The organism is Streptomyces sp. NPDC051664, assembly GCF_044453545.1.
GTDB lineage: Bacteria > Actinomycetota > Actinomycetes > Streptomycetales > Streptomycetaceae > Streptomyces.
Genome location: NZ_JBITCU010000008.1, coordinates 186,595 through 203,693 on the forward strand (window position 1 = coordinate 186,595; position 17,099 = coordinate 203,693).

Sequence of the window (17,099 nt, forward strand, 5' to 3'; positions counted from 1 at the left end):
GGCGTCATTATGGGGCTTCCTGATCCGTGATCTCGATAGCCAACTGCTGGGCAGCGAGCCTCTGCAGGATCTTTCTGTCGCGACGAGACGAATGGTTGACCGCATGGGCGAACCATGGCGCGATCCACGATGAGCTCCGGTAGGGCCATTCGCCAAGGTGGAGACGGACTCCCGGAACCCAGCCCGGATCAGGCTGTGCCGTCGAGCGAATCGCCGGTACGACCAAGACATCCGGTTCATCATCGAAGCGAGGGCGCCGCTCCAGCTGCGCGGTGGCGCCGATCAGCCACCAGAGGAACGGCAGGCGGTATGCCGGATTGCTGATGCTGTCCAGCAGTGACTCTTCCAGGCCGGCCGCATCGAAGGCCGCGGCAACAAGTTCAGATGGGGGCTGTGTACTGACTCCGTGCTGTTCCGTGATCACTGCCTCGACGGGGTTCACAGCAGCGCGGTCAATCTCTGCGTACGTCGCCTCTGCGATTTCTGTGTGAAGGAATCGGTTAACACCCCGGTAGAAGTCCCTCGGAGTCTCGATGCGTAGCTCAGCACCCGTACGCAGCCTCAACTCATTGGCCAGGGGTGGCCAGGGCCGAGAGGCGTTACGGCCTTCGCCTGGTGGCTGATACCAGTCTTCCTTCGTGTCGTTAGAGACAAAGAGCAGACGTGAGCGATCCGCTGAACCTGCCATATGGGCGATAGTCTCTTCCCAGAGCAGGAAGTCACCGGACGACAACAAGGCTGTATTTTTCCCCGCATCCTTGAAGCCGGGAGGGATGAGGTTGGGGAACCTGTACGAAGACGCCTCCTCGACGCGCCGCCGGGTCTTTTCCGGGTCCGGCGGATCCGCGATCTGGTCGCCGAACAAGATTGCAACCTGGGACAATACAGTGTCACCCTCGTTGCCAGGCGATATGGAGATGTCGTACTCCGAGAGTCTGGTCACCTGTCCTTCGAGTGCCTTGCTCCAACCGCTGAGCAGATCGTCAATTGCCTTATTTGAGATCTGCGCATCAAGTTCGCCGCTCGCATCGGTGTCCTGGGCATACTTGATCAACATTTTCTGAGTGTGTGCCCGCGCTTCCTTGATCGCCGTTTTGGCATCGCCGAGCTTGTTCCTGAGGATCCGACGAGCTTCCTCCAGAGCCTTTTTCCTGCCGATAATGATGCGATGGCGGTTCTGGACGAACTCCAGCCCGACCTGGTGCGGGAGCCAGAGTCGCGACTGCACGCTCTGAAGAGCTTCTAGTACCTGCTGGCGCGCGGCGGGGGTGTACTCGTACAAGCTGAGCAGGACGTTGGTGTCGAGTACTACGATTCCGTCCGTGAAGAAATGAACCCGGTCTGGATCATTTTCGGACGGGCCCTTCTGAATCCAATCCCGGTACTGCCTCATCAACGGGAGCTCGCCCTCAAGGCCGGTCACTGCTCAACTCCTTGCTCTCGGGGAGGTGCTGAAGGTGATGATCTCGTTTCGAGTGCGGCAGCGCTACTGGGCTTTCTCGCCTCTGCTTTCTTGGGCATCTGGCAGCTGCGGTGCCGGTTCCACGGCATCACCAGGTTGAGCCACAACCCAGAACTCCCCGCCAATCTCGGCCTGTGGGCGACCATCGTGTTCAGGCCGGGCGAGCACGACGCGGTGCGCGACGAACTCACCTTCCTTTGGAACCGGGCCACCGAGAGCCCTGGCTACTGCCTGATGAGGTTGGTAGTCGCCCAGGATGATGATTCCCTCTGGGCGAAGCGCAGGGCGTGCGCGGCCCTTGCTCCCCTCGCGTACACGTGCCATGTAGTCAAGCTGCTGAGCGGCAGTGCGCACCACGCCGCGGCCGATCCGCTTGCCATGGACGGAACGGAACAGCTCGCGGACACGTGCCTGACCCTTCTTTTTGCCTGGGATCAGGATGCGTGCCCGTGTTGCTGGGTCGAGGTGGAGGAGGACGTTCTCCGGAAGTATCGCGTCCTTCCAGAGCCAGGTGATCTTGTTCCGGTGCTCTGCCTTGACGGTGAACTTCATGTCCCGGTTGGTCCCGCCGTTGAGCCATTCGCGCTTGATGCGCAGCAGGCCTGCACTCCAGCGGCTCTGGTAGTCATCTGCCCAGACAAGCAGGCATAGGTGGCCTTCCGCCTCGGGCGGAATCATCCAGGAACCGTACGTCTGGGAGTACTTACAGTCGACATCGATGCCCTCTATGCGGTAGTCCATGTCGACCCCGTCGCCGAACTCGAACTCACGCTGCAGGTTGATCTCAACGAGTGTCCCTGCGTGCGTTTTCTCGGTTTTAAACAGGGTCTTCCAGTCGTACCGGCCGGTGGCTTCACCGTTGAGCAGCTGGTCAATGGTGTCGCGTAGCACACGGGAGAAGCGCGTCCCGTCGGGGTCAAGCTTGATCAGGTGCTGGTGAACCAGCATGAGTTCGGGATCGTCGCAGACGCCGTGCGCCGGCCCAGGAAGTTCAAACAGGGTCACTCTGCATTCCTTTGCGAAGCAGGAGCACGTGATGGCAACTGTCCTGACTCTCAACGCCTATGCGGAGTTCCCATCACGGTGAAGTCGCCTCCACGAAAATGTCGTTGGCGTGCCGGGAGTCCTTCGCCTGGAACCGGAGCAGGCGGCGCGTTGAGTCGGTCGCGGATCTCGGAGGGATCAGCGTGAAGGCCATGATGGTCTTCGACGGATCGGCCACACCCTGAGGGGCGGCGGCGTGCATCTCGGCGTCGCTTCGGCCTTCCACTACCGGATACAGCAAGATCACACCAGTAGCTGGGCTGGCGCTAAGTTCGGGCGTGTCAGCGCCGTCGATTATGCGCAGTGCTGCGGTCCGGTGTTCCATGCTCGCGATACGGCCGAACGCCGTCTTTCCGGCCTGTCGGCTACGACGGACGAGCGAGAAGGGGGATGAGCCGAGGATGCTGGCCTCTATCCGGCTGGATCGAGACAGTTGTGGGGCGATGAGCAGCCAGCCGTCTACCTTGGCCAGCTTGCCGTCGAGTTGTGAGAGATAGGTCAGGTGGGGCCGGAAGAGGTCAGGACGTTCCCACTCAAGTCCGCTCAGGATGCTCATCAGGTCGGCATGAGGCACCTGGGCGGTAAGCGCGGAGAAGCTTCGAGCGAGTGAACTCGTGCTGTCCGGCGGGTTGGTGAATGTGACAGGGGCTGCACTGAATGAGTCGAGCAGCGGGCGCCAGCGTTCGGTGTTGCGGCGGATCGCGGGGGCATCCGTGGGGTACGAGGCGGGTTCGATTGGCTGTCCCGGTGACCGGATCTCCACCAGTTCCGCGTTGAACATCTTGTTACGGGCGGACGGCTTGATCCAGGACAGGTGCTGGGAGACCAGCGGGGGGATCTGGGCCGGGGTGACCTGGGGCTTGCCGTCCACCAGGGCGGCGTACCGGGTGAGTTGGGCGCGGAACGTTTCCTCGTCGCGGCAGATGGCCTCGAAGGCCTCGTACAGGTCGACCGTCTTCGACTTGCCCATGGGCTCCTCGCGGCCGATGTAGAGGCGGACCAGGTCGCGGTAGCCAGGGCGGAAGCCGAACCAGCGACCCATCTGCATGAGGGTGTCGGCCTGCTGGGTCTTGCGGCGGTAGTACGTCACCGTCAGGCCCTCGACCGTGAAGCCGCGGGAAAGCTTGGTGCCGCCGACCAGGATCTTCCACACGTTCGGGGTGCGGTCGAAGTCGAGGTCGGGCTGGGCGTAGTCGCGTTCGGTGTCGCCGTTGACGACGATCACCGGTGTGCCGCCGGAGTTGATCAGCTGACGGGCTCGGAAGACGTGCGGCTTGATGTCCTCGTACGAAGTGGGGGTGGGCAGGCCGTCGTCGGCGAAGCGCTGGAAATCGGAGGCCAGCAGGGCCGAGAGGCGGTCGTGACCCTCCTGGCTGGTGTAGGCCGCCTCGTGCCACAGGGAGCTGATCCGCAGGGCGAGGGACGCGTGTTCGGCCATGCGTACGGACTCGTGGACGAGCATCGTGTGGTGGCGGAAAGGGCCGTCAGGGACGCCGTTGGCCGCGCGGTACAGCTTCAGGGCTCCAGTGAGGAGGAAGGCGTCCAGGGCTTCCTGGAGGCGGTCGCCCGTGTCCTCGTAGATGCCGCGGATGTGGGATTCCTCGGCGGTGCCGGTGGCGGAGTCGTCGGTCCGGTCCAGGTCGTGGAAGTCCTGCACGCCCATGTAGCCGGTCGGGCGGGGCAGCGAGATCAGGAAGTCGCGCGGGAAAATGTCCTCGCCGTCGCCCGGATCGACGAAGACGTTAGCGAAGGGCGTCGCCGTGTAGCCGACGTACTGGGCACGGGGGAGGAGGCCGAGCAGCTGGGAGATCTGGCCGTTGATGGCCGTGCGGGCGACCTTGCCCTCCTCCCACTTCTTCGGGTCAGTGGTGTTGACCGAAGCCTGGTCGGACTCGTCGTCGATGATCAGCGCGGGTATCTCGGAGAGGAGCGGGCCGATCTTCTTCAGGTCCTTGATGAGCTTGGCCAGCACGGACTTGTTCTTCTTCACCACCATCACGCGCGCAGCCGCGCGGTGCAGGTTGTCCGGGGCGTGAAGCGGCTGCGTACGGACCTGCTTGTCGAATTCGAGTGCGCGGATTCCGGTCGCCAGACTCTTGTAGTCATCGTCCCGGGTAGTGAGGCGTTCGATGTCGAAGGCGCCTCGGGTGGAGGGGCGGCCACCGTGGCTGACGAACTTCGCCGGCCAGTCCTCGTCATCCTGGTAGTCGATGTCGATCAGGGCGTCGGGGTCCGACGGGTCGGCGCCGCGCAGGATGTTCTCCTGGCCGATCAGTTCCATGTCCAGACGGCGCTGGGTCTGGCCACGGAGGAGGTTCAGGGTGCCGCCGAGGACGATGACGAGTCGGTAGCCCGCGTCGATGGCCTTTGCCGTGACGCCTGTGAAGTTGGCGGTCTTGCCCGACTGGACGTAGCCGACGACCAGGCCCCGGGCTCCGTACGCCTCAGTGCGCGTGGGGTCGGCGAGGCGCTCGACCACGGCGTGGCTCGCCTCGTCGAGGCTGGACACAGCCGCATCCGACCAGCCCTTGCGGCGCAGCAGTTGCTCGTACGAGTTCCAGTAGAAGGAGCGGGCCGCCGCGATGTCGCGGGAGTACCAGGAAGTCGGGGTCTTGCTGATGATCGTCGGGCCGGGCTCTTTGAAGACTGGCACCGCATGGTCGAGCGCCTTGCGCAGGTCGGCGCCGAAGCCGAGGCGGGTGTACGTGTCCACGCGGCGCTCGTCGGTGCGGGGTGGGGCGGTGGACCAATCGGCCTGTTCCGCCAGGTCCCAGCTGGTCAGCGTGCGGTGCCAGAGTGCGGTGAGCTCGTCGCCGGGGCCCGCGGCGATGATGCGGTCCCGGAAGTGGCTCAGCTCCGTGTCGGCGGGTTCGTCGGCCTCGGAGAGGACGAAGGCCAGTTTGGTGAAGTGTTTGGGGCCACGTCGCATCGCGGCCAGGACGTCGCCGTGCAGGTTGAGCAAGTGGTCGGTCATGGTGGAACGGCTTCCTCGGGTGGGGAGGTGGGCGGGCGACTCGGTGGTTCAGCGCGCGAGTTCGCAGCGGGCGGCGGTCACCAGGACGCTGTTCCACAGCGCCACGTTGTCGGTGTGGACAGCCCGCACCCGTTCCTTCTGGAAGATCTCGTTGACCATGAGATAGAGCATGCTCTTGACGACCGGGGCGTCGTTCAGGCCGCCTCGGCGACCCCCGTTGAAGACCTGCCGGTACTCCTTGTTGAGCTTGACCTCCCGCTCGTCACGATCGAGTTCGAAGAACACCTCCGACGGCAGCGTGTCCCAGCGGAAGGTGATCGCGTCTTCACCCTCCAGCTCCGGAAGTTCGTCACGCAGCGCACGCCTCAGCCTCGGGTCGAGGCCCTTACCGGCCGGGAGGACGGCCTTGCGCTGCGGCTCGGTGGCGCGTCGGGCCGCTTCCCGATACGTCGTCTCCGCTTCCTGGAGATAGGCGGCGAACGTCTGGCCGTTGTCGTCCGTGGCCTGTTCGAGGCCGCGGGCGAAGGCGGGGGTGACCGTCACGCCGTCCTTCTTCACTGTGAGGCTGAAGACGTCGTTCGGTTCGGTCGGCAGGTCGACGGCGATCCGGGCCAGCGCGAGGTGTCCCTCGGCGCTACGGGTGCTGTTCCATCCGCCTGCCTGGACGAGGCGGTCGTTGCGGTAGATGTAGAAGCCCTGGCGTTCGGCGAGCGGGCCGATGCCACGGAAGCTGACCAGCGGCGACTTCGGCGGCCAGATGTGGGCGGTGAGAGCCACCTCTCCGACACCCTCCACGGGTGCGGTGTATGTACGGGGGTAGCCGGACCGGCCCGGTATCCGGTAGCCGAACGGGTCGATCGGCTCGACGCCGCGGTGGTCGAGTTCCTCCTTGGTCCGGACGTCCTCCACGACGATGTCGACGTTGAAGTCCTCACGGGCGAGGAAGCGGTGCAGGTACAGACCGAGGTGGGTCTCCAGCTTCTCGATCGCGTCGTTCAGGAAGCGGTCGGCCTGCCCCGTCGTCACGGTGTCGAAGGCCCGCACCCGGTCCCAGCGGACGATCGTGCCGTGCCACTCGACAACCCCGTCGTAGCGGTCGACGAGGTCCTGGCAGTAGCGGGGGTCGACGACGTCGCACGTGAAGTCGGCCTGAGCGCGTGCCGTCAGCCATCGGCGGCCGGTGGAGGGACTCTTCTTGGTGCGGCTGATGACGGTCAGCGAATCGGCGTGCGAGAGGGAGGCTGCCTTGAGACCCGCCCCGAAGTGACCGAGCGCGCTTGCCGCGTACCCCTCGCGGCCGCCGACCGTCATCGCGGTGTCCAGGGCCTCGTCGTTCATGCCGCACCCGTCGTCGACGACAAGGAGGCCGGCGAGGCGGTCGTCGTCCCGGAGGAAGCTGACGACGACGTTACGGGCGCCCGCGTCGATGGAGTTGTCGACGAGGTCGGCTATGGCCGCCTCGAAGCCGTACCCCTGGTGCGTCAGCGATTCGACGTAACGGGCGGCGGGCGGCAGCCGCTTGCTGCCGGTCGTCGGGATCTCGTACTGCCAGTCGGCAGAAGGCTGATAAGGCGGCATGAAGGCTTCCTCGCGCACACAGAGCTGGAACCTGCGTGGGGGAGGTGCGCCCTGAGACCAGTGGTGAGATGTGATGGTATTGCAAAAGTGGGACATCGAGGGAATCTTCTTGCAGAGAGAACGCCTCGTTCCGCTCATCTACGTCCAAGGGCCCCGCTGAAGCAGGGCCCTTGGGGGATTTCCGGCAACGGCACAGCGGCAGCGCCCGTCCGGTCAGGTGCTCACGCCACCCCGTGGCAGTCCCGATAGGCCCGCCCCGACCCGCACCAGCAGGCCGCGGTCCGCGCCGGAGGCCACGGCACTGCGCGGCCGCGGGCTGCGAGCGTCGTCGCGTACTGGGGGAGGAGGTTCGGGTCGGACGGGGACGCGGCTTCGGAGGCGGCGAAGGCCTCGTACGAGGGGACAGTGCCGGTGACGATGCCCAGGTTCGGGGTGCCCGCGGAGTGGAGGTCGCGGAGGGCGGCTTCCAGGTCGGCGAGGTGTTCGGCGTGGGAGGGGTACTCCGCGCGCAGGGTGGGGTAGCCGGCGAGGAGTTCGCTCAGTTCGGGCTCCGGCCAGTGCAGGACCGCCACCGGGAACGGGCGGGAGAGAGCGGTGCGGTAGGTGCCCAGTTCGGCGCGGAGCCGGGTGATCTCGGCCTGGAGTTCGCCCGGGTCGGACGAGCCGAGAGACCACAGCCGCTTCGGGTCGTGGAGTTCGTCCAGCGGGACCGTGGCGGTGTGGAGCGTGTCGGTCAGGTCGTCCCAGGTGTCGTGGTCGACGCCCATCAGGCGGCGTACCCGGTGGCGGCCGATCAGCAGCGACTGGGTGGTGTACGGGACTTCCTCGCCCGGGGCCAGGAGCAGGGTCAGCGCGGTCGAGAGGAAGTCGTGGGCGGACTCCAGCTCGTCGTGCGATTCCAGGGTCTCGGCCGCGATCTGCCAGGGGCCCGGTTCGAGGGGCCCCGCCGCGCGGATGCCTTCGATGATGGCGCGGGCCTCGGCCTCGTGGCCGTACTCCCAGAGGTTCGATGCCTTGAGGGCCTTGATCAGGTACGGCTCGGCGGCGTCCACGGCGAGGAGCTCGTCGTAGAGGGGGGTGGCGCGGGTGCGCTCGCCGGCGAGTTCCAGGTGGGCGGCGGCCCGGAGGAGCAGGGGTTCCCGGTCGTCGGGGTACTGCGCCGCCGTGCGCAGCAGGCGCTCGGCTTCGGCAATGTGGTCAGCAGGCGTGTCGGGGCGCATGCATCACACCGTACTGCTGTACGGCTCCTGCACGGAGGGTTGTTCCGACCCTGGAGAGTTACAGGTCCTGCCTCTATCGTGCGGGCCGTGAGGCAGCGGATACCGGTCATGGTGCAGCGGAACCCGCGCGGGCGGCGCCTCGCCGCGCGCGGGCTGTGGTCGGGCGCCGAGGCGGTCGTGACCCTCGGTGTGGTGCTGCTGCTTCTCGTGGTCCATCAGCTGTGGTGGACCAACAGGCAGGCCAGGGCCGATGCCCGGAACAAGGTGCAGTCCCTGGAACAGGAGTGGGGGCGGCCGGGGAACGGGGATGCCGGTGTTCCGTCCGCCCCGTCGGACGAGGGTGCGGATACGGACGCGGATACGGACACGGATGCGGCGGGGGAGGGCGGGGGCGCGCCGGCGGGTGATGCGCGTACGGCAGCGGCTGCCGCGCCCCGCTGGGATCAGGCCTACGCCGTCATCCGCATCCCGCGCCTCGGGCTCACCGCCCCCGTCGCCCAGGGCATCAGCAAGAGCGGCGTCCTCGACAAGGGGTACGTCGGGCACTACCCGCGCACCGCGCAGCCCGGTGCCGCCGGGAACTTCGCGCTCGCCGGGCACCGCAACACGCACGGTGAGCCGTTCCGCTACATCAATCGGCTGCGGCGCGGCGACCGGATCACAGTCGAGACCCGGGAGCGCGTGTACACGTACGTCGTCGACAAGACGCTGGCGCAGACCGCCGCCCGGGACAGCGGGGTCATCGCCGCCGTGCCGCGCAGCAATCTGAAGCCCGCCTCCGGGTACAGCGAGCCCGGTTCGTACGTGACGCTGACCACGTGCACGCCTGAATTCACCTCCCGTTACCGGCTTGTCGTCTGGGGAAAGCTGGCGGGCGTGCGGGGGCGGTAGGACGCGTCGCTAAGCTTTCCCGACGTGCTCAGACGACGTCCGCAGTTGTTGTGGTTGCTGGTTCCCTACGTGCTGTACCTGGGGGCGCTCCCGTTCGTGAACCGGGTCCGTCCCGTCGTGCTCGGACTGCCGTTCCTCTTCGTGTGGCTGCTCGGGGCGACCCTGCTGACACCCGTGGCGGTCTGGCTGACCCGGCGGGGGGACCGCCGGTGAACGCCGCAGTCGCTACCTCCGTCTTCGGGGCCTTCATGGTGGCCACCGTCGCTCTCGGGCTCCTCGCCGTGCGAGGCCGCGGGAACAGGGGCCGTGACGGGCTTGCCGAGTGGTCCGTCGGCGGGCGCAGCCTCGGGACCGTCTTCATCTGGGTACTGATGGCCGGTGAGGGTTACACCAGCTTCAGCTATCTCGGCGCCGCGGGATGGGGCTACAACTACGGGGCCCCCGTGCTCTATGTGGTGGCGTACATGTCCTGCGGCTACGCCGTCGGGTATGTCGTCGGGCCGATGCTCTGGGCGTACGCGCGCCGGCACGGGCTCGTCGGGATCACCGACATGGTCGCGCACCGCTTCGGGCGGCCCTGGCTCGGCGCCCTCGTCGCAGTCCTCGCGACCGTGTTCCTGCTGCCGTACATCCAGCTGCAGATCACCGGCATGGGCGTCGTCGTCTCCACCATCTCGTACGGTGCCATCAGCCTGAACTGGGCGTACTTCATAGCCTTCGCCGTCACCACGGGTTTCGTCGTGGTCAGCGGGCTGCGCGGCAGCGCCTGGGTGTCCGTGCTCAAGGACGTGCTGGTGATCGCCACTCTCGGGTTTCTCGCCTTCTACGTCCCCATGCACTACTTCGACGGGTACGGGCCCTTCCTGGACCGGCTCGTCACCGACAAGAGCGAGTGGCTGACCTTCCCGGGGCACGGCGACAGCGGGCTCGGGCAGGCGTGGTTCATCACCACCTCGTTCCTGAACTCCCTCACCGTGGTGATCTTCCCGACCACCGTCGCCGGGTACCTCGGCGCGAAGAACGCCGACGTCCTGCGCCGCAACGCGATGTGGCTGCCCGCCTACAACGTGCTGCTGTTCGTCCCGATGCTGCTCGGCATGGCCGCCCTCTTCGTCGTGCCGGGGCTCGTCGGCGCCGAGTCCAACCTCGCGCTCTTCAAGCTCGTCGTGGACTCGCTGCCCGCCTGGGCCGTCGGCGTCATCGGGGTGGCGGCCGCGCTGTCGTCGATCGTGCCCATGGCCGTCTTCATGCTCGTCATCGGCACGATGTGGGGGCGCAGTGTGCTCTCGCTCGTACCGCGCTGGCAGCAGCGGCAGAAGGGCGCGGCGCAGACCGTGGTCGTGGTCGCGGGCGTCATCGCGCTCGTGCTGACGTACACCGCGCCGAACACGCTGGTGCGGCTCTCCCTCATCTCGTACGAGGGGATGGCGCAGCTGCTCCCCATGGTGCTGCTGGGACTGATGTGGCGGCGGCTGACGCTGCTCGGTGCGATGGCCGGGCTGGTCGTGGGTGTGGGCGTGGTCTGCGGGTTCGTGTTCACCGGGAACGATCCGGTGTGGGGCGTGAACGCGGGCATCGTCGCGCTCGGCGCCAACCTCGCCGTCGCGCTCGCGGTGACCTACGCCGGCCCGCGCGAGCACGACGACCGGCCGGACGGCGACGTGCTCGCGTGGGACGAGCCGGGGGAGAGGCAGGAGACCGCGGAGAGCCGGAAGCCGGAGCTCTCGGGGGTCGGCGTCAGCGAGGCGAGCGACGCTCCCGCAGGAGCATGACGCCCACCGTCGCCACCAGAGCCATCGCGACCGAGAGCAGCACCGCCCCGTCCGCACCCGAGCCCGACGTCGCGACCGCGATCGTCAGCGCGACCCCGGCGGACGAGCCGAGGTAGCGGGCGGTGTTGTTCGCCCCGGAACCCATCGCCGCCCGCTCTGCCGGCACCGACTCCACAGCGACACGCGGCAGCGCGGCATTGAGCAGGCCGCTGCCGATGCCGGAGACGACGAGCGCCAGGGTGAGCCGCAGCCACACCGACGGGCCCGCCGTTCCCGTGTCCAGGGTGCCCAGCAGCGCCAGCACCGCCACGGCGTGCAGGGCGAAGCCCGCGGCCAGCTGGTGGCGCGCCGAGATCCGGCCTGTCAGCCGCCGTGCCTGCAGCGCCACCACGAACGACGTACCGGACCAGAGCAGGAACAGCCACGCCGTGCCCATTGCCGACAGGCCGAGTCCCCCCTGCAGCAGTGTCGGCAGATAGCTGAACAGGCCGATCACCGCGAGACCGGTGAACAGACCGCCCGCCAGTGACGTCAGGAACGGGCGGCTGCGCAGCAGCGTCAGATCGATCAGCGGCGCCGCGGCCCGGCGCTCCACCATCACGAACACGGTGGTCAGCGCGAGCGCGGCAAGCAGCAGCAGGCCGACGCTCGCGCGCAGCCAGCCCTCCCGGCCCAGCGTGAGGGCCGTCAGCAGCGCGGTCATCGCCAGGCCGAGCGCCGCTGTGCCCGCGAAATCGGGGCGGCCGCCGCGCGGCGAGCGGGACTCGGAGAGCGTGCGGAACGCGAAACCGGCCGTGACGAGTGCGGCGACACCCAGTACGGCGTACGTCAGCCGCCAGTCGACCGAGCCGAGCGAGCCGGCGAGCAGCGGGCCGAGCGCGATCCCGCCACTCACGAACGCACCCCAGATCCCGGTCGCCCTGATCCTGGCCGTCCCCATGGGGAACGCGCCGACGAGCAGGCCCAGGCTGGTCGCGAGGATCGCCGCGGTCGCCGCGCCCTGGGCCACGCGGGCCAGCGTGAAGGCGAGCGTGCTGGTCGCGAAGGCGCCGGCCGCGGTGGTGACGCCGAGGCCCAGGGTGCCGATGAGGAACAGCCTGCGCCGGCCGTAGTCGTCGGCGAGGCTGCCCACGACCAGGAGGAAGGCGGCCAGTCCGAGCGGGGTGCCGTTGATCAGCCAGGCCTGGCCGGAGGCGGGGGTGGCGAGCGCGGCGGAGATGCCGGGGACGGTCGTCAACGGCGACGTGTAGTTCATCAGCGCCACGGTGGTGGCCAGAGCGGTGACGGCGAGGGTGGCGGTGGGGCGGGGAGAGGAGGAGAGGACGGCGGTCGGACGGGTAGCGGCGGGTCTCGGGGGGTGCGGCGGGGTGCGCTCGAGCTGCTGAGTGAGGGGACGTGTGGGCTGCGCCATGGCTTCGCTCCGGGGCTCGGGTCGTTCGTTCCGGTTCGGCTCTCGGCCGTTATTGGTTCGGTGAATGAACCTACAAGCCGACGCTAGCACGGGTCGGTTCATTCATCGAACCTTGGGGGAGTAAAGTGGTGCGCATGGCTCTCGGCAAGGACTACGCGACACAGCAGTGCTCGATCGCCCGCGCGCTCGAAGTGATCGGCGAGCGCTGGACCCTCCTGGTGGTGCGCGACGCGTTCTACGGCGTTCGCCGCTACAGCGACTTCCTCGTCCACCTCGGCATCCCGCGCGCCGTCCTCGCCGCCCGGCTGCAGTCCCTCATCGAGGCCGGGGTCATGGAGAAGCGGCGCTACCAGCAGTCGCCGCCGCGCGACGAATACCTCCTCACCGACAGCGGCAAGGCTCTCTGGCCGGTCCTTCGCGCCCTCGGTCTGTGGGGGAGCGAGCACATTCCCGGTACGCGTCCGATGCGGCTCTTCGTCCATGCCGCCTGCGGTACGGCGCTGGGGGCGTACGGCAACTGCCCGGCCTGCGCCCAGGTCGTACCGCCGGAGGATGTCGAGATGCGGCCGGGCGACGGGCTCGACCCGGACCGCGATCCGGTCAGCCGTGCCCTGTTCGCACCGCGCCGGCTGCTTCAGCCCCTGGAGGCCGCCCCCGTCTGACGCCGGCCACCTGCCACGGCGCCATCGTGTATAACGGCTGGAGGGCCGAACCGACGAGCCCACCGGGCCGAGCAGGAGAGGGATCGATGAGCGCCAGCATCAGCAACCGTCTGCGCGCCGGTGTCGCCCGCCTGCCCCGGCCCGTCGGAATCCTGCTCTTCCTCCTGACCGAGGTCCTCCTCGCCGAGGGCGGCAGCCTCTCCGCCGCGGTCGCGCTCGCCGCCACCGCCGCCGCCGGTTCCGCGCTCGTCGCCTGCTCGGTCATCAGCGCCCGCTGCGCCGCCCCGGTGCCCCGCACCCGGGTCCGTACCGCCATGCGCGACCGTGAGAAACGCACCGCGTTCCTTCCGCAGCGCGACCCCGACGCCAAGGGGCGCAGGCGGCCCCGAGCCCCCGGCCATGCCCTCCTGACGGCCGCGTAGGGACTTCGCCCACCTTCTTGCCTGTGTACGTACGCATACGCGTACCCGGGCGCACCCCCACGCGGGTCGTCATGCCGAGCCAGATTTTCTCTCCCCCGGCACGACGAGACCCCCGGAGGGCTCACCCATGTCCGTCTTCATGTCCGCTTTCGCCGGCCTGGTCGGCTCCTTCGCCGACCTCCTCCAGCCGCTCTTCCAGGGCGCCGCCACCGCCGCCGCGATCGTCCTCTTCACAGCGCTGGTGCGGCTCGCCGTGCACCCCCTGTCACGGGCCGCGGCACGAGGGCAGAAGGCCCGCACCAAACTCCAGCCGCAGATCGCCGAATTGCGCAAGAAGCATGGCAAGAACCCCGACCGCATGCAGAAGGCGCTCATGGAACTGCACAAGGAGGAGAAGGTTTCGCCACTGTCCGGCTGCCTGCCCAGCCTCCTCCAGATGCCCGCCTTCTTCCTGCTCTACCACCTCTTCTCCAGCCAGAAGATCGGCGGCGACCCCAACGCGCTGCTCGGCCACGAGCTCTTCGGCGCCCCGCTCGGCGAGCGCTGGCACAACGCGCTCGCGCACGGCGGGCTGCTCGGCGCGCAGAGCGTCGTCTATCTCGGCCTCTTCGCGATCGTCGCCACCGTCGCCACGTTCAACTACCGGCGTACGAAGCGTCAGCTCGCCGCAGCCCCGGCCACTCCCGCCACCGGGCCCGACGGGCAGCCGATGCCGGGCATGGGCGCGATGACGAAGCTGATGCCGCTGATGTCCTTCTTCACACTCGTCTCGGTCGCCTACGTGCCGCTCGCCGCCGCGCTCTACATCGTCACCAGCACCACCTGGACCGCGGTGGAGCGGACCGTCCTCTACCGCGACATGCCGGCCGCGGGCGCCGCCATGGCCACCGCGGCGTAAGGGCCATGGCCACTGCGGCGCAGTCGCCGCAGCGAGTGCGCCGGTCCAGTGTGTGAACAGGGTCTTGCGGAGTGATCCGATGTCTTGGAGGATCGGCCAAGCCTGCGATGGCCGCCACCCATCCGACGGGCCCGATCTCGACCAAGGGGAGACAGACCGTTGAAGCTGCTTCGCGTGGGTACGGCAGGTGCGGAACGACCGGCTCTGCTGGACCAGGACGGAACGCTGCGTGACCTGTCGGGAATCGTCACCGACATCGACAGCGACCTGCTCGCCGACGAGTCCGCGCTGGCCCGCGTACGGGCTGCCGCGGCAGCGCCCGGCGAGCTGCCCGTACTCGATGCCGAAGGGCTCCGGGCCGGGCCGCCGCTCGCCCGGATTGGCAAGATCGTGTGCATCGGGCTGAACTACCACGACCACGCCACCGAGACCGGTGCGGCGATTCCGACCGAGCCGATCCTGTTCTTCAAGGCGCCGGACACCGTCGTCGGACCCGAGGACACCGTGTTGGTGCCGCGCGGCAGCCGCAAGACCGACTGGGAGGTCGAGCTCGCCGTCGTCATCGGCCGCACCGCCCGGTACCTGGACTCCGCCGAGGAGGCCCTCGGACATGTCGCCGGCTACGCGGTCGCGCACGACGTCTCCGAGCGCGAGTTCCAGATCGAGCGGGGCGGCACCTGGGACAAGGGCAAGAACTGCGAGACGTTCAACCCGCTGGGGCCGTGGCTGGTGACGGCGGACGAGGTGCCCGACCCGCAGGCGCTCGCGCTGAAGCTGTGGGTCAACGGCGAGCTGAAGCAGAACGGCACGACCGCCGACCAGATCTTCCCGGTGGGCGAGGTCGTCCGCTACCTCAGCCAGTTCATGACGCTGTACCCGGGCGATGTCATCAACACCGGTACGCCGGCCGGGGTGGCCATGGGGCAGCCGGAGCCCAAGCCGTATCTGAAGGCGGGCGATGTCGTCGAGCTGGAGGTCGAGGGGCTGGGACGGCAGCGGCAGGAGCTCAAGGACGCGTAACCGCGTAGCCGGCCAAGGGCCGTCCCGTGGGGCAGCGAAAGATCGGAGGGGTGGGGCGCTGCTGATGCAGCGGCCCACCCCTCCGGTGCGTCATCCGGCGATCGTGGTGGCGAACTGTTCCAGCGCCTCGACGACCAGCGCGTGGTCGTCCGCCTGCGGGAGACCCGAGACCGTGACCGAGCCGATCACGCCTGCTCCCTCGACCGCGATCGGGAACGAACCGCCGTGCGCGGCGTACAGGTCCGGGTCCAGCCGCGAGGAGTCCTCGAACGTCGTCCCCTTCGCCCGGAACCGGGTCCCCACCAGGTAGGAGCTCTCGCCGTACCGCTCGACCACTCTGCGCTTGCGGTCGATCCAGGCGTCGTTGTCGGCGCTCGAACCGGGCAGCGCGGCATGGAACAGCTGCTGGGCGCCGCGCCGGATGTCGATCGCGACCGGCGCGTGCCGCGTCCGGGCCATGGAGACGAGCAGGCCGCCGACGGCGTACGCGTCGTCGTAGCCGAAATGCGGCAGAGTCAGTCGGCGCTCCTGCGCGATGAGCTCGGAGATGGTCGGAGCGGTGGGGTTCATGCGGTCTGCTCCTCGGAAGCAGTGGGCAGGGTCACGGTGACGCCTTCGCGGGCCGAGCGGCGGGCGGCCTCGAGGACATCCAGGGCCGCGGCGGCCTGCAGGGCCGTCACCGGATTGTCGCCCTTGCCGCGCACCGCGTCGGCGACCGCCGCGTAGTACGCCGGGTAGTCGCCCGGCAGGGTACGGACCGGGACGCCGCCACCGGTCAGCGGCGACTCGCCCGCACCGATCCGGCCCCACAGCGCCTCGGGCTCCTCGCCCCAGCCGGGAGCCGCGGCGGACGGGCGGTGGCCCTCGCGCAGGTCGGCCTCCTGCGGGTCCAGCCCGTACTTCACGTAACCGGCCTTCGAACCGAGCACCCGGAAGCGCGGGGCGAGCTGCGCGGTCGTGGCGCTGACGTACAGATGCGAGCGGACCCCGTTCGCATGGGTGATCGCCAGGAACGTGTCGTCGTCGGTGGCGGCGCCGGGGCGGCGGGCGTCGGACTCCGCGTACACCTGGACGGCCGGGCCGAACAGCACGAGCGCCTGGTCGACGACATGGCTGCCCAGGTCGTACAGCAGCCCGCCGATCTCCTGCGGATCGCCCGACTCGCGCCAGCCGCCCTTCAGCTGCGGGCGCCACCGCTCGAAACGGGACTCGAAGCGCTGGACGTCGCCGAGCTCGCCGTCCTCGATCAGCCGGGCAAGCGTCAGGAAGTCGTTGTCCCAGCGGCGGTTCTGGAAGACCGAGAGCAGCAGTCCGCGCTCCTCGGCCAGCGCGGCGAGCGCACGCGCCTCGGCGGCCGTACCGGCGATCGGCTTGTCCACGACGACCGGCAGACCGGCGTCGAGCGCGGCGGTCGCGATCGGGACATGGGTCTTGTTGGGGGAGGCGATCACGATCAGGTCGAGCGCGTCCGGGCCGCCCGCACGGGCCCACAGCTCGTCGGGCGACGCGGCGAACGAGACGTCGGGGAACTCGGCGCGGGCCTGCGCCCGCCGCTCCTCGTTCGACGTGACGACCGTGTCGAGGACGAGCCCCTCGGTCGCGGCGATCAGCGGGGCGTGGAAGACGGAGCCCGCCAGGCCGTAGCCGACGAGTCCGACACGGAGGGGGGTCTCGTGCGCGCGCGTCTGCTGCCGCGTCTCGGGAGTCGTGATGCCAGTCATGCAATCCACTTAAGCAACGCTGTT

General features: G+C 68.5%; 15 protein-coding genes. 7 read left to right on the top strand and 8 right to left on the bottom strand.

Annotated elements, in window-relative coordinates; genetic code table 11:
- Window positions 1-7: 7 nt before the first annotated feature.
- The 5 genes from ACIA8E_RS17850 to ACIA8E_RS17870 all read right to left on the bottom strand — a co-directional run bounded on the left by ACIA8E_RS17850 (window position 8) and on the right by ACIA8E_RS17870 (window position 8,278).
- Window positions 8-1,423, bottom strand: a complete 1,416-nt coding sequence (locus ACIA8E_RS17850) for a PIN-like domain-containing protein (protein WP_399298964.1) — start codon at window positions 1,421-1,423, stop codon at window positions 8-10.
- A gap of 63 nt (window positions 1,424-1,486) precedes the next feature.
- Complete coding sequence (locus tag ACIA8E_RS17855) at window positions 1,487-2,467, bottom strand: NaeI family type II restriction endonuclease (RefSeq protein ID WP_399298966.1); 981 nt, start codon at window positions 2,465-2,467, stop codon at window positions 1,487-1,489.
- A 73-nt stretch (window positions 2,468-2,540) separates the two neighbouring features.
- The gene (locus ACIA8E_RS17860) at window positions 2,541-5,480 is read right to left on the bottom strand and encodes a Z1 domain-containing protein (RefSeq protein WP_399298968.1); all 2,940 of its coding nucleotides are present in this window, start codon (window positions 5,478-5,480) and stop codon (window positions 2,541-2,543) included.
- 48 nt (window positions 5,481-5,528) lie between these two features.
- On the bottom strand, window positions 5,529-7,058 hold the full coding sequence (locus tag ACIA8E_RS17865) for an ATP-binding protein (RefSeq protein ID WP_399298970.1): 1,530 nt from the start codon (window positions 7,056-7,058) through the stop codon (window positions 5,529-5,531).
- Window positions 7,059-7,279: 221 nt separating this feature from the next.
- The gene (locus ACIA8E_RS17870) at window positions 7,280-8,278 is read right to left on the bottom strand and encodes an SEC-C metal-binding domain-containing protein (protein WP_376256870.1); all 999 of its coding nucleotides are present in this window, start codon (window positions 8,276-8,278) and stop codon (window positions 7,280-7,282) included.
- 108 nt (window positions 8,279-8,386) lie between these two features.
- Between ACIA8E_RS17870 and ACIA8E_RS17875 the strand changes: the two genes are divergently transcribed.
- From ACIA8E_RS17875 to ACIA8E_RS17885, 3 genes are read left to right on the top strand one after another with little or no spacing between them, the layout of a single operon-like run.
- Complete coding sequence (locus ACIA8E_RS17875; RefSeq protein WP_399299172.1) at window positions 8,387-9,169, top strand: class E sortase; 783 nt, start codon at window positions 8,387-8,389, stop codon at window positions 9,167-9,169.
- A 54-nt stretch (window positions 9,170-9,223) separates the two neighbouring features.
- Entirely contained in the window at window positions 9,224-9,382 is a 159-nt protein-coding gene (locus tag ACIA8E_RS17880; RefSeq protein WP_078852680.1) for a DUF3311 domain-containing protein, read from the top strand.
- The gene (locus ACIA8E_RS17885) at window positions 9,379-10,941 is read left to right on the top strand and encodes a sodium:solute symporter (protein WP_399298973.1); all 1,563 of its coding nucleotides are present in this window, start codon (window positions 9,379-9,381) and stop codon (window positions 10,939-10,941) included. Before ACIA8E_RS17880 ends, ACIA8E_RS17885 begins: the two co-directional genes overlap by 4 nt.
- Here ACIA8E_RS17885 and ACIA8E_RS17890 read toward each other — a convergent pair.
- The gene (locus tag ACIA8E_RS17890; RefSeq protein ID WP_399298975.1) at window positions 10,907-12,352 is read right to left on the bottom strand and encodes an MFS transporter; all 1,446 of its coding nucleotides are present in this window, start codon (window positions 12,350-12,352) and stop codon (window positions 10,907-10,909) included. The two genes, ACIA8E_RS17885 and ACIA8E_RS17890, sit on opposite strands and share 35 nt — an antisense overlap.
- Before the next feature lie 134 nt (window positions 12,353-12,486).
- On the opposite strand from ACIA8E_RS17890, the gene ACIA8E_RS17895 reads away from it, so the two are divergent.
- The 4 genes from ACIA8E_RS17895 to ACIA8E_RS17910 all read left to right on the top strand — a co-directional run bounded on the left by ACIA8E_RS17895 (window position 12,487) and on the right by ACIA8E_RS17910 (window position 15,354).
- Entirely contained in the window at window positions 12,487-13,014 is a 528-nt protein-coding gene (locus tag ACIA8E_RS17895) for a winged helix-turn-helix transcriptional regulator (protein ID WP_399298977.1), read from the top strand.
- 86 nt (window positions 13,015-13,100) lie between these two features.
- Entirely contained in the window at window positions 13,101-13,436 is a 336-nt protein-coding gene (locus tag ACIA8E_RS17900; protein ID WP_399298979.1) for a DUF6412 domain-containing protein, read from the top strand.
- Window positions 13,437-13,563: 127 nt separating this feature from the next.
- Window positions 13,564-14,334 (top strand): YidC/Oxa1 family membrane protein insertase, encoded by a 771-nt coding sequence (locus tag ACIA8E_RS17905; protein ID WP_399298981.1) that lies wholly within the window; start codon window positions 13,564-13,566, stop codon window positions 14,332-14,334.
- Window positions 14,335-14,493: 159 nt separating this feature from the next.
- Entirely contained in the window at window positions 14,494-15,354 is an 861-nt protein-coding gene (locus ACIA8E_RS17910) for a fumarylacetoacetate hydrolase family protein (protein WP_399298983.1), read from the top strand.
- A gap of 90 nt (window positions 15,355-15,444) precedes the next feature.
- Here the strand turns inward: ACIA8E_RS17910 and ACIA8E_RS17915 are convergent, their stop codons facing one another.
- Both ACIA8E_RS17915 and ACIA8E_RS17920 read right to left on the bottom strand, forming a co-directional pair.
- Window positions 15,445-15,924 (bottom strand): heme-degrading domain-containing protein, encoded by a 480-nt coding sequence (locus ACIA8E_RS17915; RefSeq protein ID WP_399298985.1) that lies wholly within the window; start codon window positions 15,922-15,924, stop codon window positions 15,445-15,447.
- Window positions 15,921-17,075 carry a Gfo/Idh/MocA family oxidoreductase gene (locus ACIA8E_RS17920; RefSeq protein WP_399298987.1) on the bottom strand — a complete coding sequence of 385 codons (1,155 nt, stop codon included), beginning with the start codon at window positions 17,073-17,075 and terminating at the stop codon, window positions 15,921-15,923. The genes ACIA8E_RS17915 and ACIA8E_RS17920 overlap by 4 nt, the downstream gene beginning before the upstream one ends.
- Window positions 17,076-17,099: the final 24 nt, after the last annotated feature.